Annotated in this window: 23 protein-coding genes; 3 read left to right on the top strand and 20 right to left on the bottom strand. The window is 41.6% G+C overall.

The features are described 5' to 3' along the window. Window positions 1–2 precede the first annotated feature (2 nt). The gene (locus K429_RS0105625) at window positions 3–1,661 is read right to left on the bottom strand and encodes a hypothetical protein (RefSeq protein WP_129617927.1); all 1,659 of its coding nucleotides are present in this window, start codon (window positions 1,659–1,661) and stop codon (window positions 3–5) included. Window positions 1,662–2,736: 1,075 nt separating this feature from the next. Between K429_RS0105625 and K429_RS0105620 the strand changes: the two genes are divergently transcribed. Then, window positions 2,737–3,909: an RtcB family protein gene (locus K429_RS0105620; RefSeq protein ID WP_025726295.1), complete on the top strand. Its 1,173-nt coding sequence runs from the start codon at window positions 2,737–2,739 to the stop codon at window positions 3,907–3,909. On the opposite strand, the gene K429_RS0105615 is transcribed toward K429_RS0105620, so the two are convergent. Beyond that, window positions 3,880–4,578 carry a response regulator transcription factor gene (locus K429_RS0105615; protein ID WP_007214711.1) on the bottom strand — a complete coding sequence of 233 codons (699 nt, stop codon included), beginning with the start codon at window positions 4,576–4,578 and terminating at the stop codon, window positions 3,880–3,882. The genes K429_RS0105620 and K429_RS0105615 overlap by 30 nt on opposite strands. Before the next feature lie 45 nt (window positions 4,579–4,623). Continuing rightward, window positions 4,624–6,150, bottom strand: a complete 1,527-nt coding sequence (locus K429_RS0105610; protein ID WP_025726294.1) for a sensor histidine kinase KdpD — start codon at window positions 6,148–6,150, stop codon at window positions 4,624–4,626. 214 nt (window positions 6,151–6,364) lie between these two features. Between K429_RS0105610 and K429_RS0105605 the strand changes: the two genes are divergently transcribed. Both K429_RS0105605 and K429_RS0105600 read left to right on the top strand, forming a co-directional pair. After that, the gene (locus K429_RS0105605) at window positions 6,365–7,234 is read left to right on the top strand and encodes a GLPGLI family protein (RefSeq protein ID WP_025726293.1); all 870 of its coding nucleotides are present in this window, start codon (window positions 6,365–6,367) and stop codon (window positions 7,232–7,234) included. A 352-nt stretch (window positions 7,235–7,586) separates the two neighbouring features. Then, window positions 7,587–10,127 (top strand): carboxypeptidase-like regulatory domain-containing protein, encoded by a 2,541-nt coding sequence (locus K429_RS0105600; protein ID WP_025726292.1) that lies wholly within the window; start codon window positions 7,587–7,589, stop codon window positions 10,125–10,127. 2 nt (window positions 10,128–10,129) lie between these two features. Here the strand turns inward: K429_RS0105600 and K429_RS0105595 are convergent, their stop codons facing one another. From K429_RS0105595 to K429_RS0105515, 17 genes are all read right to left on the bottom strand, one after another. Next, entirely contained in the window at window positions 10,130–10,801 is a 672-nt protein-coding gene (locus tag K429_RS0105595) for a phosphatase PAP2 family protein (protein ID WP_007214715.1), read from the bottom strand. 6 nt (window positions 10,802–10,807) lie between these two features. Next, on the bottom strand, window positions 10,808–12,685 hold the full coding sequence (locus tag K429_RS0105590; RefSeq protein ID WP_025726291.1) for an LTA synthase family protein: 1,878 nt from the start codon (window positions 12,683–12,685) through the stop codon (window positions 10,808–10,810). Between the two features lie 113 nt (window positions 12,686–12,798). Further along, window positions 12,799–13,455 (bottom strand): fructose-6-phosphate aldolase, encoded by a 657-nt coding sequence (gene fsa / locus K429_RS0105585; RefSeq protein WP_007214717.1) that lies wholly within the window; start codon window positions 13,453–13,455, stop codon window positions 12,799–12,801. 318 nt (window positions 13,456–13,773) lie between these two features. Then, window positions 13,774–14,619, bottom strand: coding sequence for an FAD/NAD(P)-binding protein (locus tag K429_RS0105580; RefSeq protein WP_007214719.1), 846 nt, complete (start codon window positions 14,617–14,619; stop codon window positions 13,774–13,776). After that, complete coding sequence (locus K429_RS0105575) at window positions 14,612–15,625, bottom strand: 4Fe-4S dicluster domain-containing protein (protein ID WP_025726290.1); 1,014 nt, start codon at window positions 15,623–15,625, stop codon at window positions 14,612–14,614. Before K429_RS0105575 ends, K429_RS0105580 begins: the two co-directional genes overlap by 8 nt. Window positions 15,626–15,633: 8 nt before the next feature. After that, window positions 15,634–16,434, bottom strand: coding sequence for a 4Fe-4S dicluster domain-containing protein (locus K429_RS0105570; protein ID WP_025726289.1), 801 nt, complete (start codon window positions 16,432–16,434; stop codon window positions 15,634–15,636). Then, window positions 16,427–16,888 (bottom strand): hydrogenase iron-sulfur subunit, encoded by a 462-nt coding sequence (locus K429_RS0105565; RefSeq protein ID WP_007214722.1) that lies wholly within the window; start codon window positions 16,886–16,888, stop codon window positions 16,427–16,429. Before K429_RS0105565 ends, K429_RS0105570 begins: the two co-directional genes overlap by 8 nt. A 13-nt stretch (window positions 16,889–16,901) precedes the next feature. Continuing rightward, window positions 16,902–18,902: a CoB--CoM heterodisulfide reductase iron-sulfur subunit A family protein gene (locus tag K429_RS0105560; RefSeq protein WP_025726288.1), complete on the bottom strand. Its 2,001-nt coding sequence runs from the start codon at window positions 18,900–18,902 to the stop codon at window positions 16,902–16,904. Then, the gene (locus K429_RS0105555; protein WP_025726287.1) at window positions 18,890–19,756 is read right to left on the bottom strand and encodes a CoB--CoM heterodisulfide reductase iron-sulfur subunit B family protein; all 867 of its coding nucleotides are present in this window, start codon (window positions 19,754–19,756) and stop codon (window positions 18,890–18,892) included. Before K429_RS0105555 ends, K429_RS0105560 begins: the two co-directional genes overlap by 13 nt. Window positions 19,757–19,762: 6 nt before the next feature. After that, complete coding sequence (locus tag K429_RS0105550; RefSeq protein WP_007214725.1) at window positions 19,763–20,317, bottom strand: 4Fe-4S dicluster domain-containing protein; 555 nt, start codon at window positions 20,315–20,317, stop codon at window positions 19,763–19,765. Between the two features lie 113 nt (window positions 20,318–20,430). Continuing rightward, window positions 20,431–20,865, bottom strand: coding sequence for a hypothetical protein (locus tag K429_RS0105545; protein WP_007214726.1), 435 nt, complete (start codon window positions 20,863–20,865; stop codon window positions 20,431–20,433). A gap of 208 nt (window positions 20,866–21,073) precedes the next feature. Further along, on the bottom strand, window positions 21,074–22,090 hold the full coding sequence (locus tag K429_RS0105540) for an inorganic phosphate transporter (RefSeq protein WP_007217446.1): 1,017 nt from the start codon (window positions 22,088–22,090) through the stop codon (window positions 21,074–21,076). Between the two features lie 14 nt (window positions 22,091–22,104). Further along, window positions 22,105–22,752 (bottom strand): DUF47 domain-containing protein, encoded by a 648-nt coding sequence (locus tag K429_RS0105535; RefSeq protein WP_007215066.1) that lies wholly within the window; start codon window positions 22,750–22,752, stop codon window positions 22,105–22,107. A gap of 13 nt (window positions 22,753–22,765) precedes the next feature. Continuing rightward, a complete protein-coding gene (locus tag K429_RS0105530) occupies window positions 22,766–23,419 on the bottom strand; it encodes a DedA family protein (RefSeq protein ID WP_007217445.1) in 654 nt (217 codons plus the stop codon). A gap of 146 nt (window positions 23,420–23,565) precedes the next feature. Then, a complete protein-coding gene (locus tag K429_RS0105525) occupies window positions 23,566–23,979 on the bottom strand; it encodes a hypothetical protein (RefSeq protein WP_025726286.1) in 414 nt (137 codons plus the stop codon). Window positions 23,980–24,048: 69 nt separating this feature from the next. Further along, window positions 24,049–24,372 carry a hypothetical protein gene (locus tag K429_RS0105520; RefSeq protein WP_007214730.1) on the bottom strand — a complete coding sequence of 108 codons (324 nt, stop codon included), beginning with the start codon at window positions 24,370–24,372 and terminating at the stop codon, window positions 24,049–24,051. A 296-nt stretch (window positions 24,373–24,668) separates the two neighbouring features. Beyond that, the gene (locus K429_RS0105515) at window positions 24,669–25,874 is read right to left on the bottom strand and encodes a 6-bladed beta-propeller (protein WP_025726285.1); all 1,206 of its coding nucleotides are present in this window, start codon (window positions 25,872–25,874) and stop codon (window positions 24,669–24,671) included. Window positions 25,875–25,997 lie beyond the last annotated feature (123 nt).

Raw genomic sequence — 25,997 nt, 5'->3', positions numbered from 1 at the left:
TATTACACTTTTGATTGATTAACTTTATTATATTCACTGCTCACCAGAATAAGATGCTGTAAGTCCTTACGGAAATCAGTAGTCTTAAACAGTTCTTGGTTTTTCTTTATGCCAGTTAAATACTTCCAGAACGTTGGCTCACCGAATATCTGTTTACGCAATGGTTCATACGCACAAACAAACGCTTTATTGCACTGGGTCAATGCCACCAGTACCTCCGATTGACGCAATAAGGCTGCCTGATAATTCTGAATAGCCGGTATAGCTTTCTTTATATATTCCAGAGCCTCGTTTATCTGTTGCTGCACCTCTCTGCGAGCCTCTTTGGTCTGTGAATATAAATCAATAATATTAGCAATTCCGTTAATGGCGATGGACAACCCAGCCTCGACACCTGCTGCTATAAAATCTCCTTTAGATAAATTGCCTTCTTTTTCTAACCGATTACCTAAATTCTGAAGTGTAGAATCCATATCCATTCCTACAGATGATAAGAAATTATCCCCATTAAATTGTATATCTGACGCACGGAAGTCCACACCGGCAGTCATATTATCAGGTACCTCTATGAGTTTGAACTCGTCAACCAAAAGTTTTTGCTGCTCGGATGATATCTTCGTTTTTATAATACCTATCAACTCTTTCGACAAATAGAGGTTTCGGTATGCAGCCACTCGGGATTTTTGCAAATAATCATAAAGTTCATCGTTATACATTTCTGTTTCACTGATGTCCCTACCCAAATCATCACAACAACTTCCTAACAAGCGCAGACGATCCATTTCTTTTTCCAATTTAGATGAATTACCTAGGGTCGCAATACTTTTAAAAAAGCGTTTTACACCTCCCCACAAACTACGATCTTTATCCGGATCTTCAATAATGTAATCTTCTTTGACGTATTTATTAATATCTTCCAATTCTTGAGTCAACGACTTGATATGGGCAGACAATCTATGATAGAATCGATCCGCCTGAACGCTCTTTCCACTCAGTATCTTGTCGTTCTCATGGTGTTGGCGAAAGTAGCGGGCATTGTAAACATAAGTCCAGTAAGGTATAAATATTAATCCACCGAGGACATTCATAAAGAATAAGTAACGAGCTATTTCAAATGAATAGTTTAGAAAATAAGAGTTAGGCATTGACCAGCTCCAAGTGGGCATATAAAAAGAGAACAGACTTGGAGTATCGTAAAAATACATGATTGCCGTATAATTGAATATAAACACCAAAAGAACCATTATAAAAGAGAACCATTTCCAAACAGAAGCCAACGTATTATTGTGTTTATTCCATAAAAAGAAAATATGCCCTCCCCACAAACCAGAATAAAGCCAAACTAAATAGACTTTCCACTTAGACAATGGCTTGGCACGATCCAAGTTCTCTTCCGACTCTACATTGGTCGCTACCAAAGTGATGATTACATATGCTATGAATACCGCTCCAAACCAATATTTCCCAAAGAAGCTTTTATAATCATACTGTATAACGTTTTCTCGTGCTTCCTGAAAAGTAACATCAGATATCCGATTTTCCTTTTGCAGATTTTCGAGCATACTAATTGTTTTTTCCGCTTTCTCGCTTAGTACTTTATCGGCCGATGAACAAGAACAAAGCAACAGGAGCAATACTCCTAATAAATACATGTTTTTCATATTTACAAACAACTATTATTTAATTTATTAATAATAAAAAAAGAGCGCGAACCCACATCACAAATTTCTTGAAGGTTCGGCTCTGGTAAGCCTTGGTCATGAAATAAGCGAAGCAGTTCCACGCCCTGTACGGGTGTGAACAATGCTCAGACTTATATTATTCATGACCAAAAGTTCAATTTACCAGATTTAACCTTCAGAATAATACGTCTTCGACGTTCTACAATATTCTATCTTTCGTCCTCTTTTTCTTACTTTTTATATTTTCGTTCTTTAATACAGGCAAAATTATAAAAGTTTTCTGTAAAAGAAATACCAAAGCATATAAATATTGGGAGCTGCCCGCTTTTTTTATTCCATGTATGGGGACAAATATAGGGTGAGATACAGCCAATAACTGACGGCATCTCTAAATTTCTTCTTTCAGTCTTACAGTTCTGTCCCAATCTCCCTATTCATCGGCTCTCCGGCTGAAACTTCCGGTCTCCTTATAGTTTCAGCCACATTCATGTCATACCTTCTTTCCAGTCTTGTGTGCCACAACAACAGCACTTAAACTCAACACATAAGGCTGCAAGCCTACCCTCCCGTTCATATACACCCTATCATACTTTTTAGCTAATGACCGACTGGAGTCATTCACTCTACCAACTGGAGTTGTTCAATCGACCGACTCCAGTTGTTCACTTTACCAACTAGAGTGGTTCATTTATCAATCAGTATCTTTGGAACAACAGGATAAGGAGATTCAACGCATCAAAAAGCAATATTTGCGGCAACAGTATATACTGGATACAAGCCCTTTATAAGTATCTGATTCGTATCCTGCCCGTGTCAAGTCCGTATCAAGCCCGTATCTAAGAAATCAGATAAAACATTGAGCCGATACAGACCCAGTACGGAGCAGCTACGGACCGGATACGGAGACTGCACGGAGATTGCATGGAGAAACTACGGAGATACTGCATAAATACAACAAAACAACACACAAAATTGAAAAATAATCTCTACTACGCAAAAACATTGCGCACCTCCATGCAAATCTTTGCAACATCAACTTAAAAGACATCAAAATATGAAAGTTATTGCAATGAACAATGTACCCGTAAAACTCTGGGTAGACCAACTGGATGCACATGCCTGGGAAGAAGTAAACAACCTGACAACACTGCCTTTCCTTTTTCATCACCTTGCACTGATGCCCGATGCACACGGGGGTAAAGGTATGCCGATAGGTGGTGTACTGGCAACGAAAGGAGTAGTAATCCCCAACGCGGTAGGAGTAGATATCGGTTGCGGTATGTGTGCCGTGAAAACAAATCTTCTTGTTGAAGAAATACCGCAGGATGTACTTCGCAAAGAGATTATGCGAGGAATACGTAAACGGATTCCCTTGGGAAGAGAGCATCATAAAGCCGCGCAAGATGAACAATATATGCCAAACGGTTTCGATACAGAAAAAATGACAGTCGTAAATCGCCAATTAGTATCGGCACGAAAACAAATCGGTACATTAGGTGGTGGTAACCACTTCATCGAACTGCAACGTTGCAACGACGGTTACCTGTGGATTATGCTGCACAGCGGTAGCCGAAATTTAGGAAAGATGGTAGGCGATTACTATAACCAGATGGCCGAAACACTAAACACCCGCTGGTATTCCAGTGTAAAGCCGGATATAAAACTCGCTTTCCTCCCGCTGCGTGCACCGGAATTCAAACAATACTGGGCGGAAATGGAATATTGCGTTGCTTTTGCCCTTGCCAACCGTAAACTTATGATGGAACGCATTGAAGAAATTATAGCCGAAGCATTACCTAACGCCACTTTCGAACCAATGATCAACATTGCACACAACTATGCTGCATGGGAAGAACATTTCGGAGAGAATGTAATTGTACACCGGAAGGGGGCTGTACATGCCGGCATCGGAGAAATAGGTATTATTCCGGGATCACAAGGCACACATTCTTATATAGTAGAGGGATTAGGTAACCCGGAAAGTTTCTTGAGTTCTTCACACGGGGCAGGACGTGCGATGAGTCGTTCTGAGGCTGTACGCAGTCTATCACTCGAAGAGGAAATTGCCCGTCTTGAATCGCAGAATATCATACATGCCATTCGTGGACGTCAAGACTTGGAAGAGGCTGCCGGCGCTTATAAGAATATTGATGAAGTAATGGCCAATCAAGCTGATCTGGTACGTATTCTGACTACCTTATCGCCCATTGCAGTCATTAAAGGATAATATATATCCTTTCTTCATCAACGATTCTATCTTCACTGAAGGATCATTGCGAAGCGCCTTACGCAAATAAGTAATTTGTACATTCAACGCCAGAGAGTTTGCATAAGAGGTACTACTCCAAACTGTATTCAACAGCAAGTCACGGTCTACAGCCAAGTTGAGATTCTTCGCCAACAAGCGGAGGATCTCTGCCTGACGGGAGGTAATAAGTACTTTATTATTTCCCGTTCGTATTTCATTGGTACTGTAATTGAAGACAGACTGACCAAAACGGTAAGTCTCCTCCTCCACCGTATCGGAAAGTTGGGAAGTGAAACGTTCATGGATACGGGCTATAAGTTCTTCCGGATAAAACGGTTTGGCAAGATAATCGTTCGCACGAAGCTGGAAACCTTGCAGACGGTCGGCCTTATCGCTACGGTCGGAAAGGAAGAAGATCAGGACGTGTTTATCCGTCTCACGGATACGTTCGGCCACTTCAAAGCCATTATAACCGGGCATATTGATATCGAGCAATACTAAATCAGGCTTTATGAGCGGAAATTGTTCCAGAGCAATTTTCCCGTTTCCGGCATAAGTCACTTCATAGCCTTCCTTCTCAAGAAAGCGCTTCAGCAGCATTGAATATTTCAAATCATCATCGGCAAAAAGTATTTTCAAGGCTTTCATATCATTGATTATTTTAGAGTATGGATTATGCGGGTTAGCACAGACTTATTGGGGAATAATAATTTCAATCGTTGTCCCCTTGCCTGCCTGACTATTTAAAGAAATGCTTCCATGATGCGCTTCTACCAACAACTTTACATAACTCAACCCCAGACCAATGCCGGGCAACGAACGGTCGGGAAGATTACTGCCCCGATAGAACTTATCGAATACACGGTTCTGTTCGGAAACCGGAATGCCGATACCATCATCAGCCACCCGTATCATCAATTGGTGATCCTGCAAAAGACAATCTACAACAATATGCACAGACTTGCCCGAATACTTCACGGCGTTTTCTATCAAATTACTGATAATATTAGAAACATGCACCGGGTCTGCCGTTACCAGAGTCTCCGAACTGAAATGGGTTTCAATAGCAACATCCTTATCCTCAGGCATATGGTAAAGCCGGACAAGCTTTTCCAAACTCGTCTTTATATCAAAGGTACGGACGGAAAGTTGCGTGTGTTCATCATCGGCACGCGTCATATCACGTAATTTCGAAAGATAGGCCGACAGGTTATCCAGCTCGGACATGGAATCGTGAATCACTTCATCCATTGCTTTCTCATCTGTTCGCATAGATTTGTCATTGAGAAAGGCTATACACATTTTCAGAGCCTGGACGGGACGTTTCAGTTCATGTATCATAGTATTTACAAAGCTTTTTCGCAGTTCGTCTATCCGTCGTTGCTTCAAAATGGTTTTTATCTGAAACAGCAGACAAAGCCCCAGCAGAAAAATCAGACAGGTACTGCCCACTAACTGCCAACCCATACGCACAAGTACCGCATGAGGGGAAACCTTCACGGAAACAAGCACAAACTGACGTTTCAGGGGATTATAAGGATACATTACTTCTATATACGGATTGAACAACGTACCTTGCCGTTTCAGTTCCGCATTCCACTGGTAAATGGAATCTTCGGAAACCACCAGATGCGTAGTAAACGGCTGATTGTCCAGGTGCATGGCAAGCAAAGAATCAAATTGCTGCAATGCGAAAGGTACATCCAGTTCAAGACGATAAAGATTAATCACCGAATTCAGATTAGGAGCATCCTTATCGGACATATTGATCTTAAATGAATCCATAACGATAATCCTTTCTTTAGGAATGATACTATCCAATATCCATTGCTCACGCTGTGTTTTCTTTGTTTGGTCATCCACCTTAGCCGAATCTCGCGTCTCTATCTTGAGAGTTTCTACATTCCCCCCCATGTTCTCCAACTCTCTTCCTTTCAGAGCACCCAAAATCACTTCATCAATGGTGGTGCGGTGTTCCAAATCAATGGATTTGCTCAGTTGATAGAAGAACATATTGGCATTGTTGAGCACCTTTTTGGGTTGAGGAGTACGGATAGAGTCATACTGTTGAGTGGTCTGCAAGATGCGATCATAAATATCATTGATCTGTTCATCATTCATATATTGATACTGATTACGCAACCAGTAAATCTGTCCGCAGGTAATAAGCAGCATCGATACGATGGAGAATATCCAAACGATCTTAATCCGTTGTTCCATAATTGTTCTTTTTTTAGTCTCGCTTAGAAAGACTTTCATTTAGTACCGGCAAAGGTAAAAGTTAGCTTGCAAATATAGGTACGTACGAGGCAGATATTATGCATTGAGTAATATTTCAGTAATAACTTTCAGCCTCTTCTGAAGTAAAATCCACATAGTTTTGCACTACAATATTTGCTGGCAACAGCATGTCAAACCTCTAAAAAGTAAAACTATGAGTGCAAGAATTATCTTTTTTAATCTGTGTCTCGCTATATTGTTCGCATCACAAGCGAAGGCACAAATCATCGTTTCCGATGGAACGAAAATCCAAAATGATACCATCGGTGAGGCACAAATCCTTGTGCAATATGAAACGCACTGTATCAGTAATACGGAAAAGCCGGAAAATGTTACGGAAGAAACTATGATGTTGGAAGTCGGTAAAAATCTCTCTAAGTTCTACAGTTACACCAAGTATGTTTGCGACTCTGTACTGGCAGTAGACTTCGCCAATAAAGCCTCGCAGGAAACAATCAATGAACATCTGAAACAATACGGAACAAGCAAACTGAGCGAACGTACCTTCAGAGGTTATCCTGCAGGAAAAGTAACGACTCTCGACGAAATAGCAGGCATATCCCGCCTGCGTTGCGAAGAACCGGATGAACGTCCGCAGTGGAAGACACTGGCAGAAAACGACAGTATCCTCTCCTACCTCTGCGGCAAAGCCGAATGTCGATTCAAAGGACGGACATGGACAGCATGGTTCACTACAGAAATTCCTGTCAGCGAAGGTCCCTGGAAATTATGCGGGCTGCCAGGACTGATACTGAAAGCCGTAGACAGTGAAGGGCATTATTCATTCACCGCCACAGGTGTAGAACAATGCCATACTGACAGACCTATACTCTTCGATGGAAAGAAGCATGAACCGATGAATCGTAAAGCATACAATAAAGTACATGAACGCTATTATGCAGATCCAGTGGGATTTATCACCGGAAGTATGCCGAACGTTACCATTAAAGTAAGTGATGAACACGGCAATGCAACCAAGAACCCGAAAAACGTTCCTTATAATCCACTGGAACGGGGTGAATAAGTTACGAGACCGCATCCTTGTATTCAATCAATTGAATATAAGTGTCCCGATCACAATTAGTTTATATTATGTTAAATGATAATTTAGCGGTGAATGGGTACGCGGACGACGCGGGATAAGGCGGACGAACGCGGAGTTTGAAGGCTGCGCTGTGCTGCATTTTTTAGACGCGGATTACGCGGATCTCTTTTTTTCCATCCGGATAAGATGCAGTAAACATAGCGCAGCCTTTAAAATCCGCGTTATCCGCGTAATCCGCGTCTGAAAAATTACTTGTATGCCGAAGGGAAACCTTGCTCCAGCGCTACGCTGGTAAATTATCATTTATAGAACAAGTTAACTTTGCATGATTATGAACAGATTACTTCTCCTTATGGCTTTCCTCTCTTTTCTTTGTTTTTCAACAATTAGTCGTGCTCAAACTCTGAGTGGGAAAATAACAGATGCAGAAACTCATCAACCGCTGGAAGCTGTAATGATCAGTGTGTTACGCGGAAACATGATGATAGATTACACACTGACCGATGCCAAAGGGCAATATTCTCTGCCCTGGAAACATAACGGGACATTGCAACTTAATGTTTCCCTGTTAGGCTATAAGAGAGAGATGCGCAATATCAGTGCAGCAGGAACTCTGAATATCAACCTACAGGTAGAATCGATCATGCTAAAAGAAGTACAAATACGTCCCGGACGTATCAATACCCGAAAAGATACGGTGAGATATGACCTGGCACAATTTGCCTCATCCAAAGATGTACACATAAAGGATGTATTAAAGAAACTTCCGGGTGTGGATGTAGATGAAAACGGACAGGTAAAGTATAAAGGGAAAGCCATCGACCATTATTTTGTGGAAGGAATGGATGTGACAGGCGGACGTTATAACCAAATCAACAACAATCTGAGTGCCAAAGCCGTAAAGAGTGCGGAAATCATGGAGAACTATCAGTCAGTAAAGGCCTTGAAAGGAAAAATTAATTCCGATGAAGTGGCATTGAACCTGAAACTGGACCCGAAAGCACGTGACCAATGGATAACAAACGGTACACTGGGAACCGGATGGAGTGACAACAACGAAAAACTCCTGTGGGAAGGCGGACTGAATGCCCTTCAACTGGGTAAAGGAAAACAGAGTGTCTATAATTACAAGACAAATAACAATGGCAAGGACCTCAGCAACGAGCAAACAAGACTGACCGGAAATAACCAGCAACAAGTTCCACTTTCCGGTTTTCTCTCCCAACCGGGCATCAGCGCACCATTAGACAAGAATCGCTTGCTATTCAATGAAACCCACACTCTGAACGGCAACCGTATGTACAAATGGAATGATGACCGCAGCTTACGCCTGCAAGCCGGATATACTCATGATATAATCCAACAGCAACGGGGAAATACCCAAATTTATTATCAACCGACAGATACCATACAAATAGATGAAACCTACCATTATCGTCTGAGAAGTGACATCGCTAATCTGGAACTGCGTTATGAAGATAACAGCAGCCGGAATTATATATCCAATCGCTTCACCGTAGACGGAGAAATACATCGCGGACGTTCAGAGGAACTGGGACAAACTCTGCAAACTTCACAACTAAGTGCCGGAAACTACTTTAACCTTATCCGGAACCGGGAAAGCGGAACCTGGGAATTTCGTTCGGTGACACAGTATGCTTACCAGCCTGCATCCTTACTACTCGAAGAAGGAAAAAGTAAATTCAACCAGCATAACTTCTACACAGATAACAGTGCCGCATATCTGCGAAAGCATAATGGATTTACCCAACAATATAAGGCAGGAATACAAGGAGAACGGGCTACCCTGAAATATACTCCGACAAGACAGCCTAATGATTTCAATGCTTCGCACCTGTCATTGTATCTTACCCCCTACTTCCAACTGGAACGTGGAAAATGGCTGACAACACTTTCCCTTCCTCTGAAAGCAGAGCGGTATTTCTCACAACAGCGTTCGTTCCTGTTCTTCAATCCATCCACGTATTTGCGCTATAAACTGGATTATCATTGGACGTTCTCCCTTTATGGCAGTCTGAAACGTTCGGCAGGAGACTTCTCCGACTTGTATCCGGGACTCTACCAAACCGATTACCGCACCTGGCGAGACGGCAACGGACTTTTCCCAACCAACACCACGCAAACTTACAATCTCTACGGAGAGTACAAAAACACTGTACAGGAATTTTTCATCACCGCCGCACTAACCTACAGCCGCAGCAATCGGAATACCCTTTTCGAACAGAGTGTTTCCGAAGATGCCATTGTCTACACTCGTCGTGAACTACCGAACCATAGCGACAGCTGGAATCTCAGCAGTACTTTGTCCAAAGGTATATACGACTGGCATTTGAAAACCTCACTCACCCTACTACTCAGTCGCAGCAATGGCGAACAGCTTACCCGCCTGGCTGACAGCAAAGGTAATCAGCAAAGTCTTCTGCAAACCTATCGTTATGATTATCTGAAAGCAGAGCCTAAAATAATCTGGTCGCCCGCAGATGTTTTTGAAGCGGAATATCATGCCACATTAGGCTATGGTGGCAGCAAGATAGGAAGTGACACCCGTCTCACCCCGTTACTGGACTTCGTACAACGATTACATCTCACATTCAGTATCGGACAAGTGTACCTGCGGCTCTCCGGCGAACATTACCGGAATGACCTGGGAGAACACACACATCTCAACACAGTGTTCGCAGATGCATCCCTTATCTATAAAAGAAAAAAATGGAGATTGGAAGCAACCCTTAACAATCTCTTCAACAAAAAAGAGTATGCTTACACAACGTATTCCGCCACGCAAAGTTACACTTCACGACTAAATATACGTCCGAGGGAAGCAATGGTGACAGTCAATTATCAGTTCTGAATCTATAAGATCATCACCGTGGAATATATCAGTATCCCCACTATCGTCAATCCGCCCACCAATATAGGAGCATAAATATGGGGAACTTTCTTCATGGTCTTATACCCGCTGACTTTCAAGAAAAGGCGGTATACAATATATGCGGCCAATAATCCGATCAGTGTTCCCACTATGAGATCGCCCGGATAATGTACTCCCAGGTAGATACGCGAATAGCAAGTCAGCAACGCCCAGCCCATCATAAATACGGTGAGCCATCGCTTACGGAAAAGAAACCAGACAAAGAATGCCAGGCCGAAAGTATTGGCAGCATGGCAAGACGGAAAACCATAACGCCCTCCTCGACGTCCGTTTACAATATGTACCATATCGGATATAGGATTTTCCAGATTGGAAGGGCGGAGACGTTCCACATACGGACGTATCAATGTCGCCCCCGTCTGGTCGGCAATAGTAATTACGAGTGCCAGGCCGACCATGCAGAACAAAGTCACTTTCCAATGGAAATTGCGTAGCATCACGTACCAAATGGCAGCATACATGGGTATCCAAATCCATTTACCACTGTAGGTACTCATGAAATAATCAAAGAACGGACTGTGCATCCGGTTGAGGGAGAGGAATATGTCAGTATCAATGTCAACAACCTCATTCAAAAGTTCTAATAGCATCATCTTGTTTTATCTTTTAGCAATGTCATCATACAATTTCTGCAAATAGGCCTTGCCCGGTAGCAAGTTCTTTCCTTTCGTACTGCCTTCATCTACCGCCACGGCATTAGCTTCGCAATTAAATATCAACTGATTGTCCGGTGTCACCATCCCAAAAGCATCCGGCACGGCAAAGAATGCAAAATGTGGAGAAGCCGGATTCAGCATATCTTTACTGAACACAAAATCCTGATGTGGCAATGATAATTGTGCCAATAAAGTAGCTGCAATATCATGTTGGGAACCATATATATCAATGCGTCTTGGTTCGCTAACCGCACCTCCTATCAATAACAGGGGAATTTGGTAACGATCTACCGATAGATTATTCAGATGTTCAGGATATGCACCCAGATGGTCGGGAACCAATACCAACACTGTATTCTTCCATTGCGGCAATTCGCGGAAACGCTTCACAAAGTCGCCTACACAACTATCGGTATAAGCAAAAGCGTTTAAACGATCATTTGCCAGACGGCGATACGGAACTTCAAAGGGTTCATGACTGCTGGAGGTTTGCAATACCTGGAAAAAAGGACGGGCATTTTCTGCCGAAGCTGTGTCTGCCGCCTCAGCTTTCATATCTTCCAGCAAACGGTTGAAAACAAGATGGTCATGCGCTCCCCATTTACTCAAGCGCTCTGATACGGGAAAGTCCTGATCGGAAATAATATTCTCGAAACCGGAAGACATCAGATAGGAACGCATATTCGTAAAGTCGGCATCACCTCCATAATAATATTTAGTACGGTATCCGGCATCACGCAGACTACCTGCAATGGCAGGAAGATTCTGTGTCTTACGGGGATACTTCATGATACTCGTGGTAGGCTGTGCGGGATAGCCACTCAGAATAGCCACCAGTCCACGGTCTGTGCGGAAACTGTTGGCATAAAAGTTTGTAAAGAGTATTCCCTCCTTTGCCAGACTATCCATCTGTACGGCAACATCCGGCTCACCGCCCAAAGTTGTCATCAATCTGGATGAGAAGCTCTCCAATATAACAAAGATAACATTGGGGCGTTCTGTCTTGAATAAAGTCGTACGTAAAGTATCGGGAACCATTGCAGTACTGTCCAGCACTGACGGATCTACCAGATTCTTTATCAGCTCATCCGCCTGTGCCGCTTCCATAAAACGATATTGCTTGCCGAAATCTTTTTGCTTGGATAGAGATTCCATCAGGCTGAATGCCGGATTGATAGCTGCATGGTTCAAGCGTTGGTTGGAACTGAAATAAACTTTGCCGGTGTTCATTGTAGAAACAGTAAAACCACCACGAATAGGAATAAAAAGCAAACCGGTCAGTAACAGCATTACACCTGACACCGACAATCGGCGATAAGGCAGTTTCATCCTTTTCCAGATGCCTTTCTGTATCCAAAGAAAAAGAACGTAAAGCAATGATGCATACAGGATCATAGCTACTATCCCTCCCAGCACCTGCCATATACTGATACTTGCCAGCGCATCTTTGGGAGAAGAGAAAAAATAAAAGAGCGGTGTAGCATCCAGGCGGAAGCCCCAATACTCATATAAACCTATATCAACAATGAAAATGACAGCGAGCAAAATAGCGATGAAGAAGTAATAGCCGTTCCAGATACGGCGGAGTGCCTTGGAAAGTGTCCAGGCGGACGCTATGAAGAATAGTCCGGGAATAGCCGTTAAATATCCGGCAAGCGAGAGGTCGAGCGGTAAACCATTCCAGATAATCTTGAAAGGGTCTGTCCAGGAAGTTCCTGCATACAAAGAACTGTAGTAGAGTATAAATAACGGTTTCTGTAGTATAAAGATACAGACGAAGAGAATGTACGTCTTTATCAATCCAATAAGCCTTTCTTTCATCAGCTTTTTCTCTTTTTATATTTATATTGAGCGCAAAAATAGTTTTTTTATTCTATTTTACGCCAATATTGTCCAAGAAAACCGTGAAAGATAGGCTTATAGAGTATTTTTTATTATCCGTTTACACGTTTATAGTCTTCAAGGAACTTTTTCAACCCGGAATCCGTCAACGGATGATTAAGTAGACCTTTGATGGCAGACAACGGACAGGTTGCTACATCAGCCCCTACTTCAATACATTGCATGATGTGCGCTGTATGACGAATGGAAGCTGCAAGTACCTGTGTAGTATAACCGTAATATCGATACATTTCTACAATCTTGCCTACCAGTGCAATACCGTCTTCACAGATGTCATCCAGACGCCCTACAAACGGAGAAACATAAGTAGCTCCTGCCTTGGCAGCCAGCAATGCTTGTCCTACGGAAAATACTAATGTGCAATTGGTACGAATCCCTTTGGAAGTGAAATATTTGACAGCCTTGATACCGTCGGCAATACAGGGAACTTTTACTACGATATGCGGATTGAGTGCGGCAAGTTCTTCACCTTCCTTAATCATACCTTCATAATCCGTAGCAATTACTTCGGCACTGACATCGCCTTGCACGATGTTGCAGATTTCTACATAATGTTTCCGCTGGTTATCTACTCCTTTGATACCTTCTTTCGCCATGAGCGAAGGATTAGTTGTCACTCCGTCAAGAACGCCCATATCATAGGCTTCCCGGATTTGATCTAAATTTGCAGTGTCAATAAAAAACTTCATGGTATAAACTGTTTATTATGATTAAAAATAGAATGTTACATAAAATGAAACCTCAAGAAATGAGGCATATATAATTAGAAACAGATAGTTAAGTTAAATGTTTTCAGTTTATACCGTTTTATCTTGATAAAGAGGAAAAGAGCCCAATGGAGAAACCATTATTAGACACACACATGAAAACTATTCCCATTGGGCTTTCCTCATCCCATATAGAAGCAATAAGTAAATACAGTTTGCCTGAAATCACTTCGGTATGTATTTTACTTCTATACAGCTTTTCCCGTTTCACAACGGAAAGCATATATTATAATTATGGATTCAATATTCAGAGGGCATGTTGTTCAACTGCGCTTTTGTAAACACAGGCCCGTCTTTACAGACATACAACTTCCCGACATTACATCTACCACACTTTCCAACACCGCATTTCATCCGGTTCTCTAAAGTTGTGTAAATGTCTTCGTCCTTAAAACCTAACTTTTCCAATACAGGAAAAGTAAACTTAATCATTACCGGAGGACCACAAACAATGGCAACAGTGTTATCACTGTCGGGAGCAACAGCCTCCAGCACAGAAGGAACAAAGCCCACCTGCCCTTTCCAATCCGGTGTTTCTCCACCCGGATCAACCGTAGTAACCAAACGGACATCCGGACGATTATCCCACTCCCTCAATTCTTCTTTATAAACCAGATCAGCCACAGACTTCGCTCCATAGATAATCGTGACATCATTGAAATTTTCACGCAAATCCAAGGCATTCCAGATTACGCATCGCATAGGTGGAAGTGCTATTCCGCCGGCTATGAACAAAAGATTCTTTCCTTTCCATTCATCCAAAGGAAACGTATTGCCGAATGGTCCGCGAAAACCGATTGTGGCGCCCGTTTCCAATCTGGATAAGCCTGTTGTCACTCTTCCGGCTTGTCGGAAAGTACATTCTATATATCCTTTGCGCGTAGGAGAAGAGGCTATACAAAAAGTAGACTCCCCCTCACCGAATGCAGAATATTCACCAAACTGTCCGGCCTTGAAATGAAAATCCTCACCTTCCCGTTCTTCCTTGAATTTCAGGCGGAATGTCCGGACTCCGGGAGCTTCATCTGTTATTTTTTCAATTATCATCCGATATGGAAGATAAAGGGAATCTTTCTGTTTATCCATGATTTTCTATTGACATTAAATGTTCAACGATATTCATATCGACCGGACAGGCACGGGAACAACGTCCGCATCCGGTGCATCCCGTTTCATTAATACGATCCGGCATGTATGAAAACTTATGTAGAATACGCTGTCTCCAGCGGGTACTTTGAGTAGGCCGGGGATTATGTCCGGACGTATGTTGAGTAAATAAAGAAAAGCCACAGGAATCCCAGCAACGAATCCGACTACCGGAACTTCCCCGAGCATCTTCCTGAATATCAAAACAAGCACAAGTGGGACAAACAAATGCGCAAGCGCCACACCCCAAACAACGCTCGGATTGTTGTTTCCAAATAGGGCTATCAAAAGCTCCTTCCAGTTTTTCACGGAGCTGTTCTAACTTGAAACGAACCGGAACAGAAGCCAAATATGTCTCTTTATCTATTCCGTCCGCTGGTGTAGTTTCCTGTACAAAACGTTCTATCAACGATTTACCTTTCGGAGTCAATATCTCCACCAAAGCACTCCGATCCGGTAATTCTGTTACTTGTATATCGCTGCCTTCCGTGTTTCCCGGACCACCATGGACAGAAGTACAAAAACAATATTCATCACACCGGGTACAACTGAAACTAACTAAAGTTATTTTATCCCTCCGCGCATTATATATATTGTCTTTATAATCCCAGTTAAAAATACCGGTAAGTGGAGCAAAACCAGCCGCATCACAAGGACGCACCTTCCAAAGCACAATTTCCGGAAAATCATTCAGATCCCTTTCCTGTAAGGTTACGTCTTTCCCTTCTTTTCTGTATGAGAATAACTTTTCTGCCTTTGGAAAGGCAAAACGCTTCGCGGATTGGGTAGTCTGTACATAATCATCAGCAACTTTATCACCGAAAGCCAATAACCGGAAATCTGTTTTTTCTCCATCATGTACAGGGGCAAACACTTCTATCTTACTGTTTACCATCTGATAAAGCCATTGCTCCAAAGCATGCTGGCTGATATGTAAATTAGTCATTGTTTCCATTAATGTATGAAGTCTTCTTTATCTTCCACTCTAAAAGTGGCAAGTACATTTCCCTTATTCCCCAGATTACCCGGTTGTTTTCCAAACTCATGCCGGATAGTTTCCATCATATTCTGTGTCAGCAAATGAAGAGGAATACCTACAGGACAAGCTTTTGCACACGCTCCACATTCTACACAACGCCCAGCCATATGCATGACCCGGTTTACCTGCCACTCCATATTAGTCAGCGGAGCCGACCATGCCTGTATCCACTGAGGACAGTTCACTTCAACAATGCATCGATTGCAATAACACAATGGGCAAGCTGCACGACAGGCATAACACTTAATGCATTTTGACATTTCATGAATCCAATATTGCCACCTGTCTTCACGAGTCATGTTTTGTATCTTCTCTATCAGTTGGCGGTCTTCTTCACTCGCCAGCATCGGATAGTCAGCCATATAGGCATAAATATCTTCAAAGTTGTCGAACTGAATAACTTCTTCCTGAGCATTCAATGTGAGAATAATCCATTGCTCCTGCTTCAATTGATTTTCTGACGCTAGTTGCAGAATAGTACGCAGTGCAGGGAGATTAGCAAACAAGGCTGTTTTATCTGTACCGAATAATTCTGTTTTAGTCAAATAAACTGCAATATTATTTGTACAAAAGTCATCCCAAACCAGTTTATCTGCCTCCTCTATATTTCTACAAAAAAATGGACGTACTCCGTGACTCCCCTTCTCAAAGCCAATAACCAATTTCACGAGATCCTCGGTGAAAAGTGACTTTACTTTTTCGGCCAATTTATTCATAAGCCACCTCCTGTTCTAAATATGCAGCTACCTTCTTGTATTCTTCGTAAGGTCCTAACTCTCGAATAGCGGCAACTGTCTGATTGACTAACTCTGCCCATTTGGCTCCTTCGGCTGCCGATACCCAAGAATAACAGATTCTCCGAACATCAATGCCCAGAAAATCAAGTAGTCCGCGAAAGACAATCCAACGCCGGCGGGCATGAAAGTTTCCGGATGTATAGTGGCAATCATTCGGATGGCAACCAGATACTATAATACCATCGGCTCCACCAGCAAAGGCTTTCAGCAATAACATAAAATCAATCCTACCCGTACATGGAAAACGTACAATTTCCACATTGGTGGCATATTTCAAACGACTTGTTCCGGTTAGATCGGCCCCGGCATAGGTACACCAGTTACAGACGAAAGCAACAATCTTCGGTTCAAATTCAGATTTATTCTCATTCATATCTAACTTCCTTTTAATTGTTCAACAGAGCCATTACTTCAGCATATACCTGCTCATTGGAATATCCCTGTATGTCAATTGATTTAGAGCGGCAAAAAGCAACACATGTTCCGCAACCCTGGCAAAGCCCCGGATTAACTTTAGCTACTGTTTTCAAAACTTTGCCTGTCCGATCTTTTATCTCTTCACGCTCAATAGCCTGATAAGGACAAGCGGTCTGGCACATAAAACACCCTACACAAGTACTGAACAAGGGAGGTGCAGTCCGGTTGACAACAGCAATCATAGGCTCACGCACCAAGTTGGCTTGTGAAAATAAGCTTGCTACTTTCACAGCTGCACCGGATGCCATCCCCACTGTCTCGGGAATATCTTTTGGAGCCTGACAGGCCCCAGCCAGAAAGATACCGGCAGTATTCGTTTCTACCGGCTTCAACTTAGGATGCGCTTCTGCAAAAAACTGATATGGATCATAGGAGATATGCATCTTCTGAGCCAAGTCTTCTGCACCTTTATTTGCTACTCCTGCTGTAGCCAGTACCACCATATCCACTTCTATCTCAACAGGAGAAGCACCGAGCAAAGTATCTACTCCCTTTACAATCAACTTGCCATTTTTTTCATAAATTCGTGCAACACGTCCCCGTATATAGTTCACTCCATCTTCTTCAATCGCTCTACGCACAAATTCTTCATAATTCTTACCACCTGCACGAATATCCATATAAAAGACATAAGATTCACCATCGTGTACTTTATGCTGATAAAGCATAGCATGTTTGGCAGTATACATACAGCATATTTTGGAACAGTAAGGAATACCTTTTGCCGGATCACGTGAACCTGCACATGCAACAAACACAATTTTTTGAGGGATTTTACCATCTGAAGGACGACGGATTTCTCCTAAAGTAGGTCCGGATGCAGAAGCCAACCGTTCAAACTGAATCCCGGTAATAATATCTTTATATTTTCCATAGCCATATTCCGGGAAAAAGTCTGTATTCAGTACATTAAATCCGGTAGTAACCACAATAGCTCCGACATTTTCTGATATAATACGGTCCTCTTGGTCAAAACGAATAGCTCCGGTTGGACACACCTTTTCACAAACACCGCATCTTCCTGTCCGAAAATGAGTGCAATGTACTCTGTCGATTACCGGCTTATTAGGAACAGCCTGAGGAAACGGAACATAAATTGCAGTCCGCATTCCCAAACCTGCATTAAATTCGCTCGGAATCTTCTTTGTGGGACATTTCGTTGTGCAAAGTCCACAACCGGTACATAACTTTTCGTCAACACCCTTTGCTTTTAAGCGAATACTTGCTTTGAAATTACCTATAAATCCTTCCAGACTTTCCAATTCTGCATAGGTATAAAGCGTAATATTAGGATGCTGAGCCACCTCAACCATACGCGGAGTCAAGATACATTGAGAGCAGTCTAAAGTCGGGAATGTTTCTGACAACTGTGACATATGCCCGCCTATAGAAGGATCTTTCTCTATCAAAATCACCTGATATCCACAATTGGCAATATCCAGACTTGCTTGGATACCAGCTATTCCGCCACCTATCACCAAAGCTTTTTTAGTAATAGGAACCTGTATCGGATTCAGTGGACGATTCCGCTTTACCTTCTCAACCAAACTTCTCACAATGTCAACAGCCTTACGTGTAGTTGCTTCTCCTTTATCATGCACCCAAGAACAATGTTCACGAATATTGGCAATTTCACACAAATAAGGATTTAGGCCTGCTTCGGCACATGCCCGACGAAAAGTCGGTTCATGCATACGGGGAGGACATGCACCTACCACCACACCATCCAAATCATATTCTTTAATTGCATTCTTTATGAGTGTCTGCCCCGGATCCGAACACATATATTTATAATCAACAGCGTATGCCACGCCTTCCATATCCGCAGCCAGCTCAGCAACTTTTATACAATCAACAGTAGCACCGATATTTTCTCCACAATGGCATATAAAGACACCTATTCTTGACATAACTCAGCCTCCTTTAAGTTTACACCCACAAAATGACGCTTCAACCCTAAGTCTTTAGCTGAAAGTCCGATAGCCAATCCTAACACTTGAGTTACATATAGCACAGGTATTGTTATCGGTTCCATCAAATGCCTGTTGATAGTAGAACGACGCATATCCAAATTGGAATGACACATCGGACAAGCCACAATGACAGCTTCCGCTCCTCTGTCGCTGGCATCTTTCAAGATATTTCCAGAAAGACGCCCAACCAAATCTGTGCGCGATACGGACAAGCCCGCCCCGCAACATTCAGTCTTAAATGCCCAGTCTATAGGATTAGCCCCCAATATTGACATAATCTTATCCATACTTTGCGGATCCTCCAAACGATCAAACTTTAAAACTTTATGCGGACGAAGTAATAAACAGCCATAATAACAAGCCACCTGATGAGCAAATGGCCGTACAATCTTATCCGGCAATATATCCAATATATATTTTTCTATAAATTGAAGGACATTCAAGACTTTTACTGTTCCCAGATAAGGCAAACCTACCACCGTCAGCACATCATCCTTCAACTTTTCATTATTTTCCAATTCATATTGTGCCACACTCAGACGATTATAGCAGGAAGCACAAGGAACCACTATTTCCTGAAAGCCTTGTTTCTCGGCCAATGCCAATATACGAGTAGGCAGTGCTAAAGACAATTCTTTATTCATGGAATGTGCCGCAGTAGCACCGCAACAATTCCAATCTTTCAACTCTACCCAATCAATCCCCAAAGCCTTTCCTATTGCCTTAACCGACTCATTGTATTCACGGGAAGTACTATTCAGCGAACATCCCGGATAGAAACCTATTCTCATACTTTTCTACTTTTCTTTTTTGTCAATAGTTTGGGAAAATATCTTCTTTATCTTCTGCCTGCTCTCAATACATTCCGGCAAAAGGTTCAATTTTCCTTTCTTCAACATACCGGGAACCAAGTTTACATCCTGTAGCATGCGAAAGGTACGCATTTTAAATCCGGCAACTAAACCTATCTCATACAACCTTCCGGTATATCTCACTGATTGTAGGAAAGCACTGTGGAAAGCAACCACAGGCCGGGATTGTTTATTTATACAGTTCCGGTGGCGGGACTGCTCCCGTAGATAATCCATGATTTTAGGAATATCAATTTCTTTAGGACACCGTGCAATACAATTCTCACAATTCAAACAAATCCAGATAGCATTGGAACCAAGCACACGATTGTCATTTTCAGGGGTTCTTGTCTGAAGCAAACGTACCAAGAAACTGGGAGGAAAATCCATTTCTTCCGCTAAGACACACCCTGCCGTACATTTACCGCACTGATAGCAGCGCGATATGATGACACCCGCCTCATGCTCCAAGCCATAGGAAATACATTTTTTGTTTTCCATGTCAGCATGAAATTAAATAAGAAATAATAAAGATAAATGAAGCAATAGATAGGGCCTGCAGAAAAGAAGCTGTTGCTCCTCACCCTATCAACAAGTTAGAAAAGAAATGTGAATTAAATAAGAATATGTCCTAATGTATAGACATAGTATCCGTTAGAATATTTAATATAATTGGTATCCGGAGAAAGTCCTCTCCATTTATTTTCCGGAAGTTGAGTATCTGAAAGACAAAGCATCTGCACGATTGTAGCAGAACAAAATCTCAAGACTTTAGAAGGTGTTGTGGTATTTCTGAAAGAAAACAAACCACCTAACAACCCGTCACTAATTGTATAATCGGATGTTTCGCTATCGAAAGCGTGACTTCCTCCATATGATTGTCCGGCAACAGTCACAGAAATCTTCTGTGCCAATCTGGTATCGGATTGCACATCCATGGCAACAACCCCGGCATTGGGCTGAGCCTCTTGCACTTTTTCATCAGGAGTATAGTGAAATCCTAACATTAAAAGTGAACCAAACAATATGCAAAAGATATACTTCATCATAACGGGTGCAAACGTAGTAATTATCTTTAATATGAATACATTTTTATCAAGAAATTAATATTTATTTCACACTTTCCAATAATAACAAAATCATTCAAAAAAAGCATTAGAATACCAGATGAACTGATTTGTAGCCTCTTATCATTTCAAATTGATGTGAATTCCAATTCATAACCTCATTATTAACTAATTGCTACTTGTTTTTGATTTAGGAAAGAAGGGTAATAACCCAATAAACTCCGGCTGCCAAGAGCCCACTCACCGGAATAGTCAGTACCCAAGCAGTCATCAGACTTCTTGTTACTCCCCAACGTACAGCGGAGAGTCTTTTGGTAGCACCGACTCCAATAATAGCTCCGGTAATTGTATGTGTAGTACTCACCGGAATTTTCAAGAACTCCGTAAGATATAAAGTAAAAGCACCGGCCGTTTCCGCAACAACACCTTCCAAAGGGGTTACTTTGGTAATCCTGGTACCCATCGTTTTCACAATCTTCCACCCACCGGACATTGTACCAAGAGAAATGGCTGTAAAACACGAAAATGCCACCCAATCCGGTAAATCCTCAATACTGTTTATTCCCATTCCCAAGCCTTCCGAATGGGCTGCTATCATGGCCGCCGCTATAATACCCATTACCTTTTGCGAGTCATTCAAACCATGCCCTATACTGAACATAGCCGAAGAAACAAGTTGCAATTTCTTAAACCAGACTTCAGCTGTATGGGGATGTGCACGCCGGCAAGCATAAAGAACCAACAATGTGAATCCGAAGGCAACAATCATTCCTATCAAAGGAGCAAGAAATATGAAAGCCGCAATCTTCAGAATGATATTGAGTTGAATAGCATCGAAACCATGAGCCATAATGGCGGCTCCTGCAAATCCGCCAATAAGGGTATGGGAAGAAGATGAGGGAATACCCCTCCACCAAGTAAACAGATTCCATGCTATGGCAGCAATCACTCCGGATAATATAATCGGCAGTGTAATAAACTGTTCCATCACAGTCTTGGACACAGTATTGGCTATACCGAAACCACCGATTAAATATTTGGCAATAAAAAATGCAACAAAGTTAAAGAAAGCCGCCCATATTACTGCCTGAAAGGGAGTAAGAACTTTGGTCGATACAATAGTGGCTATTGAATTCGCCGCATCGTGGAAGCCATTGATATAGTCGAATATCAGAGCCAGTACAATAATTATTACTAACAATTCCATGTTCTCAACTTCTTCTATGCGTATTTTATAATCAGATTCTTTAGTATCTTGCCTACCTGCTCTGCCACATCAGTTGTTTTTTCCAATTCATGCATGATCTCTTTAATCTTGATAAGTTCAATGCAATCCTTTTCTTCTTCAAAAAGCTTCGTGATAAAGTGTTCATATACATCATCTGCCTGATTTTCTATATCATGCAACTTATTACAGTATCCACGCAATGCGGCCGGTTTCTGACGGAAAGTTTCAAGTTCATCCATCGCCTTGCCAATATATACAGCTTCCTGTTGAATCAGGCGACTCAATTCTTTTCCGCTATCGGAAATCGGACGAGGATTATAGATATTAATACGTTTGGCACAACTGTTTATCCCGTCTATAACGTCATCCATGGTTGAAGCCAACGCATGAATATCTTCACGGTCAAAAGGAGTAATAAAAGTAGTTCCAAGCTCATCAAGGATTAAATGAGTTAATTTATCCCCCTCACGTTCCAGGTCTTTTATTCTTTTATAATAATCTGCTCTCTCCTCCGGTTTATCATGTTGTAAACTTTCTACCAAAAGAGTGGATGATGCAGACAAAATCTCAGACAATTGTTTCAACAGAGGAAAGAACTTAGGTTCTTTGGGAGTAAACCTGCTAAAAAAAGAATTTTTCATAAGAATAAAAATATCAAATTATTTCTGTTTTTTTTGATTTCATTTTTGCCCGTATCACCTCTATAATGGCAGGTAATATGGATATAACTATAATTGCCACAATCAACAATTTAAGATTTTCCTGCACAATCGGAAGGTCTCCGAAGAAATATCCGGCATAGCAGAAAAGTGCCACCCAAGCTGCACCTCCTATCAGATTGTATACCATGAAATAATAGTAATGCATTTTACCCATTCCTGCTACAAACGGAGCAAAAGTGCGCACAATAGGGACAAACCTGGCTATAATTATGGTCTTGCCTCCATACTTTTTATAAAATTCATGTGTTTTATCCAAATGACTTTGTTTGAATATTCTGGAATTGGGATTATTGAACAATTTGCGCCCGAAGAGATGCCCTATCATATAATTACAAGAATCTCCCAAAACTGCGGCGAAAAACAAGATCAAAACAAGAATATTTACCTCAAGAGGCGTCCCGGGTAACGAGGCAATAGCTCCCGCCACAAAGAGTAATGAATCTCCCGGAAGAAAAGGAGTAACAACCAATCCCGTTTCACAAAAAATGATTATGAACAATATTATATAAGTCCAGGCATGATATTCCTGCACAATGTTTATCATATATTGATCAATGTGAAGAATAAAATCTAATATAAATTCCATTATATATTGAGTATTAACATATAGGTATATACATATTCCACAACAGAGATACGACTTTTCAGTTATTCTCAATGAAAGGAATACATATGAATTGAAGTAATAAGGAGATATAAGACACACTTAATGCCTTATAGAAAAGAGAAAGATTAAATAATAATATGTCTTAACGCATAGATATAGTATCTACTGGAATAGTGAGTAAGAGAGAGTTGATACGGAAAAGACATTCTTTTTTCTTCGGGAAGTAGCACCTTTATGGATTTGATGATCTTTGCTACAACTGAAAGGGCATTAAATCTTAGAACTTGTGAAGAAGGAATATTACTGCGCGAAACGGATGTTGCTATATTACCAATAGCCTTACTCGCATATTCTCCGCCATAGACCACTTTCCTACATTGCTCTGCACCTGCCTCAGATATATTACATTCCGTCTTACCCTGCTGCAAGCCTGTTACACGAAGTTCCTTATACTCCTTCATATCGCCGGATACAGATTCGAATCCCGATACAAGAAATACACCTAATAATATGCAAAATAAAAGTATATACTTCGCCATAACGGCTGCAAATATAAAAAGTATTTTTTAGAGATGAATCATTTTAGCCTTTTATCTTGCAAACCTCTTTTATTCTTTTCCGGGTAATGTATACAAAAAGAGCGGATCGTCATACATATAACATACCTGATACAATCGCTTCCCATCTGATACAACCCTGCCCCAATGGTCAAGTTTATAACGTGCTACCGGATTACCGCCCCAATCATATTGCTCCACAAAGATATATCCGTCACTTTTACCGTTTTCACGTGATACCTGAAGTGGAGTACGTCCGCTATAAGTCAGGATGTTTTTTACTAAATGCAAGATTATATATCTGCTCTGTATGCAAACTGTCCCCTTGATAAACAGCACGAATAATGGCTTTTCCTCCTGATACATTATCAGCATAATAGAAAGTATTCCAGGAAACTACACATATCTGCCGGTCAGAATAAGAAGAACCTTTTTCTGACTTAAAAGTAAAGGGTAAAGGTTTCAAGACACCTGTCGTATCGGTTTCAAACAGTTGCATAGTGCTGGTTTCATATACATACGTATCGGGAGTAGATACACTGGAAGGTACCAGATGGGGGTTCTGCAATAATCGTGTCGTTCGCCTCCCGATGTTTCTGCTCTGCCCGCGGCTTGCAGGCAGAGAGAAACGATAGAGACAGCAATATAATGTAAAGTAAGTGTTTCATTTATTATTTCAACTTAGCGTACAGAATATAGTTATTGTCATTCTCATGAATGCTATCTGCCAGCTTTTGTATACGTTCCCGGTCGGCAGCAGAAATGTCTTTAGCGTCTACCAGATATTTTTCCAATGTTTCTTTCAGAGTTACAGGCTCCATGTTGGCCGTATAATATCCGTTTGAGCAACTGTACGAAAACCAGGAAATAGGCAAATTGCCCAGATAGTCATTCTCCACTTTATAGAAAGCACCTTTTAAAGTCTGTTTATCTATAATAAAATCAGCAGGAGCCTCCGTCGTGAAATTGTTTTCATCCAATTGTTTTTCTATGGATATACTTCCCAAGAAATGATGTGGAAATTCTTTGTAATCATGAATAGGGATTTCTTTCTTTGCAAAATTCATAGTGAAACGAGGATTCAAACGTCCGTTGGCATAATGATAAAGGCTATCCGGACGGCGTTTCCAGAATGGAGAAAGAGATACATCAAAATCAGCACCATTCTTATTACTATGTACCTCATTGCTGAAATCAGGTTTTAAGGCCAAATGGCGTGAACGTATCGTATCTTGTATTTCTCCACTGAACTTCTGAGTCCATGCCACATACGGCAAATAATCAAAAGGCAGAAGGAATACAGACAAAAGAGAATCCTTTGTATTTGCCTTGAAGACACCTTTCGGCACCAAACCGGGTAGTGAAATGTTCTGGACAGACTGTCCTTTCAAATCATAGGCCAGCAGAGATCTTGCATTCCACGGAAGCAAATATATACGCCCACCAGCCTCGTCTATCTGAGCGTCATAGATCAACTGATACTCACCGGGACCTTGTCCAAAAGCCCCCACATTGCCAAGAAACTTTCCAGATTTATCGAAAAGCTTAAAAGGAGTTTGGTCTTTGCCCCATACCAATATATAATTGTCAGAAACAATCACATTCCGCACAGGCACCAATGCTTCATCCCGGTTATCCAACTTCACAATCTGCAGTTCATCTGCAAAATAACTCAATGGAAGTACTAATGTATCTTTCAGTGCCGATTGGTTGCAAACCCATACAGAATCTCCGTTTAAAATCTCCACCGAACCAACTATCGGTTGTGCGTCTAATGCATCACCTTTTGATCCTTGTCCACCATTTGTACAAGAACTCAACCCTCCAATAAACACCAGGCATATCAGTCCTGCACTTTTCCATTGTTTGCTTTTCATATTTTTATTTTTTACATGAAACAATGAGGCAAAGATAGCTGGACAAGGAAGGAAATACAAATTATCTTATAGACAAAAGGTATAAGTTATCAAGCACATAAACACATGATTATAAGCCATATA

The organism is Bacteroides sp. 14(A), from assembly GCF_000526555.1.
Classification (GTDB): domain Bacteria; phylum Bacteroidota; class Bacteroidia; order Bacteroidales; family Bacteroidaceae; genus Bacteroides; species Bacteroides cellulosilyticus.
This window is presented reverse-complemented; position numbering and strand designations above follow the sequence as displayed.

Coding starts and splice junctions, on each gene's coding strand:
- K429_RS0105560 (WP_025726288.1), bottom strand. CDS start 18,902: ATGTCAAGAATAGGTGTCTTTATATGCCATTGTGGAGAAAATATCGGT.
- K429_RS0105605 (WP_025726293.1), top strand. CDS start 6,365: ATGAGTGCAAGAATTATCTTTTTTAATCTGTGTCTCGCTATATTGTTC.
- K429_RS0105615 (WP_007214711.1), bottom strand. CDS start 4,578: ATGAAAGCCTTGAAAATACTTTTTGCCGATGATGATTTGAAATATTCA.
- K429_RS0105565 (WP_007214722.1), bottom strand. CDS start 16,888: ATGAATGAGAATAAATCTGAATTTGAACCGAAGATTGTTGCTTTCGTC.
- K429_RS0105540 (WP_007217446.1), bottom strand. CDS start 22,090: ATGGAATTGTTAGTAATAATTATTGTACTGGCTCTGATATTCGACTAT.
- K429_RS0105625 (WP_129617927.1), bottom strand. CDS start 1,661: ATGAAAAACATGTATTTATTAGGAGTATTGCTCCTGTTGCTTTGTTCT.
- K429_RS0105590 (WP_025726291.1), bottom strand. CDS start 12,685: ATGAAAGAAAGGCTTATTGGATTGATAAAGACGTACATTCTCTTCGTC.
- K429_RS0105575 (WP_025726290.1), bottom strand. CDS start 15,625: ATGACTAATTTACATATCAGCCAGCATGCTTTGGAGCAATGGCTTTAT.
- K429_RS0105580 (WP_007214719.1), bottom strand. CDS start 14,619: ATGGATAAACAGAAAGATTCCCTTTATCTTCCATATCGGATGATAATT.
- K429_RS0105550 (WP_007214725.1), bottom strand. CDS start 20,317: ATGGAAAACAAAAAATGTATTTCCTATGGCTTGGAGCATGAGGCGGGT.
- K429_RS0105555 (WP_025726287.1), bottom strand. CDS start 19,756: ATGAGAATAGGTTTCTATCCGGGATGTTCGCTGAATAGTACTTCCCGT.
- K429_RS0105595 (WP_007214715.1), bottom strand. CDS start 10,801: ATGATGCTATTAGAACTTTTGAATGAGGTTGTTGACATTGATACTGAC.
- K429_RS0105570 (WP_025726289.1), bottom strand. CDS start 16,434: ATGAATAAATTGGCCGAAAAAGTAAAGTCACTTTTCACCGAGGATCTC.
- K429_RS0105530 (WP_007217445.1), bottom strand. CDS start 23,419: ATGGAATTTATATTAGATTTTATTCTTCACATTGATCAATATATGATA.
- K429_RS0105520 (WP_007214730.1), bottom strand. CDS start 24,372: ATGCTGATAATGTATCAGGAGGAAAAGCCATTATTCGTGCTGTTTATC.
- K429_RS0105535 (WP_007215066.1), bottom strand. CDS start 22,752: ATGAAAAATTCTTTTTTTAGCAGGTTTACTCCCAAAGAACCTAAGTTC.
- K429_RS0105610 (WP_025726294.1), bottom strand. CDS start 6,150: ATGGAACAACGGATTAAGATCGTTTGGATATTCTCCATCGTATCGATG.
- K429_RS0105620 (WP_025726295.1), top strand. CDS start 2,737: ATGAAAGTTATTGCAATGAACAATGTACCCGTAAAACTCTGGGTAGAC.
- K429_RS0105515 (WP_025726285.1), bottom strand. CDS start 25,874: ATGAAAAGCAAACAATGGAAAAGTGCAGGACTGATATGCCTGGTGTTT.
- K429_RS0105600 (WP_025726292.1), top strand. CDS start 7,587: ATGAACAGATTACTTCTCCTTATGGCTTTCCTCTCTTTTCTTTGTTTT.
- K429_RS0105545 (WP_007214726.1), bottom strand. CDS start 20,865: ATGATGAAGTATATCTTTTGCATATTGTTTGGTTCACTTTTAATGTTA.
- fsa (WP_007214717.1), bottom strand. CDS start 13,455: ATGAAGTTTTTTATTGACACTGCAAATTTAGATCAAATCCGGGAAGCC.
- K429_RS0105525 (WP_025726286.1), bottom strand. CDS start 23,979: ATGGCGAAGTATATACTTTTATTTTGCATATTATTAGGTGTATTTCTT.